Consider the following 2,055-nt stretch of genomic DNA (forward strand, 5'->3'; position numbering starts at 1 on the left):
AGGCGAGGCCATGTGGGACCGCCTGCTGATCGACTGCCATATCGCCACGATGGACCCGGGTGTCGCCGGGCCGTTCGGCGCGATCGAGAATGGCGCGATCGGCATCCAGGACGGGCGGATCGTCCGCGTCGGGCGGCGGACCGAGCTGGCCGGCTATCAGGCGAAGAGCGTCGAGAAATTGGACGGCGTCTGGGTGACGCCGGGACTGGTGGACTGCCACACCCATCTCGTCTTCGCCGGCAACCGCGCGCACGAGTTCGAGGCGCGGCTGGAAGGCGCGACCTATGAGCAGATCGCCGCGGCCGGCGGCGGCATCCTTTCTACCGTCAAAGCGACGCGCAGTGCGAGCGAGGCGGAGCTGGTCGAAGCGTCGCGCCCTCGGCTGAAGGCACTGATGGCGGGCGGCGTGACGACGGTCGAGATCAAGTCCGGCTACGGGCTCGACGTCGATACGGAACTGAAAATGCTGCGCGCGGCGCGTTCTCTGGCGACGAGCGAGCGGGTGCGGATCGTGCGTACCTTGCTCGCGCTGCACGCGCTGCCGCCCGAATTCGCCGATCGCCGGCACGAATTCGTCGCACTCGCCGCGGAAACGATGATTCCCGCGACGGCGCGCGAGGGCCTGGCGAGCGCGGTCGACGCCTTTTGCGAGGGGATCGGCTTCACGACGGACGAGGTGGACGCCCTGTTCGAGGCGGCTGCGGCGCATGGCCTGAAGGTGAAGCTCCACGCAGAGCAACTCAGCAACCTGAACGGCGCGGCGCTGGCGGCGGAGCATCATGCGCTCTCGGCCGACCATCTCGAGCATCTCGACGAGGCCGGGGCGGCGGCGATGGCCGAGGCGGGGATGGTCGCGGTGCTGCTCCCCGGCGCCTTCTATGCGTTGAAAGAAACGCACAAGCCGCCGGTCGATTTGTTGCGCCGGCACAAGGTGCCGATGGCGGTGGCGACCGATTGCAATCCCGGCACCTCGCCGGTCACCTCGGCGACGCTGATCATGTCGATGGCCTGCACCCTGTTCGGCCTGACGCCGGAGGAGGCGCTGGCCGGGATGACGCGCGAGGGCGCGGCGGCGCTGGGCTTGCAGGAGGAGATCGGCACCGTCACCGCCGGCAAGGCTGCGGACCTTTGCGTCTGGCGGGTCGAGCGGCCGGCCGAGCTTTCCTACTGGATCGGCCTGCCCGGGCCGGAACGGCGAATATTCGCGGGCGAGGACGCCTAACCCTCCCCTCCCGCCTGCGGGAGGGGATCGAGGGGAGGGCTTGTTGATCAAAGACACCCCCTCCCCTAACCCCTCCCGCGAGCGGGAGGGGAAGAAGGACGGAGATGGATTCGAGACGCGACAACAGCCGCCATATCGCCGCGCCGACCGGAACCGAGCTCAGCTGCCGCAGCTGGACGACCGAGGCGGCGATGCGGATGCTGATGAACAATCTCGATTCCGCCGTGGCCGAAGCGCCGGAGGAGCTCGTCGTCTATGGCGGCATCGGCCGCGCGGCGCGCGACTGGGAGAGCTACGACGCGATCGTTTCAACCTTAAAGCGTCTCGCGGAAGATGAGACGCTGCTCGTCCAGTCCGGCAAGCCGGTCGGCGTCTTTCCGACCCACAAGGACGCGCCGCGCGTCCTGATCGCCAATTCCAATCTCGTGCCGCACTGGGCGACCTGGGACCATTTCAACGAGCTCGATCGCAAGGGGCTTATGATGTACGGCCAGATGACGGCCGGCTCCTGGATCTACATCGGCACCCAGGGGATCGTTCAGGGCACCTACGAAACCTTCGTCGAGATGGGCCGCCAACATCATGGCGGCGATCTTCGCGGCAAATGGATATTGACCGCCGGCCTCGGCGGCATGGGCGGAGCCCAGCCGCTCGCCGCTGTGATGGCCGGCGCGCATTGCATCGCGATCGAGTGCCAGGAGAGCCGCATTCAGAAGCGGCTGGAGACGCGCTATCTCGACCGGCGCGCGACCAGCATCGACGAGGCGCTGGAGCTGATCCGCGCCGCCGACGAGCCGATTTCGGTCGGCCTGCTCGGCAATGCGGCGGAGATT

General features: G+C 67.9%; 1 protein-coding gene and 1 pseudogene. Both read left to right on the forward strand.

Annotated features, from left to right (window positions below; translation table 11 throughout):
- Positions 1 to 10: 10 nt before the first annotated feature.
- Positions 11 to 1,222 carry an imidazolonepropionase gene (gene hutI / locus ACT4N3_RS11155; protein WP_444855296.1) on the forward strand — a complete coding sequence of 404 codons (1,212 nt, stop codon included), beginning with the start codon at positions 11 to 13 and terminating at the stop codon, positions 1,220 to 1,222.
- A 104-nt stretch (positions 1,223 to 1,326) separates the two neighbouring features.
- A pseudogene (locus ACT4N3_RS11160) lies at positions 1,327 to 2,055 on the forward strand (urocanate hydratase); the annotation flags it as partial.

The organism is Sphingosinicella sp., assembly GCF_052388015.1.
In the GTDB taxonomy this organism is placed as follows: Bacteria; Pseudomonadota; Alphaproteobacteria; order Sphingomonadales; family Sphingomonadaceae; genus Allosphingosinicella.

Excerpts from the sequence above, each read along its gene's own strand:
- hutI (WP_444855296.1), top strand. The coding sequence starts at position 11 with ATGTGGGACCGCCTGCTGATCGACTGCCATATCGCCACGATGGACCCG.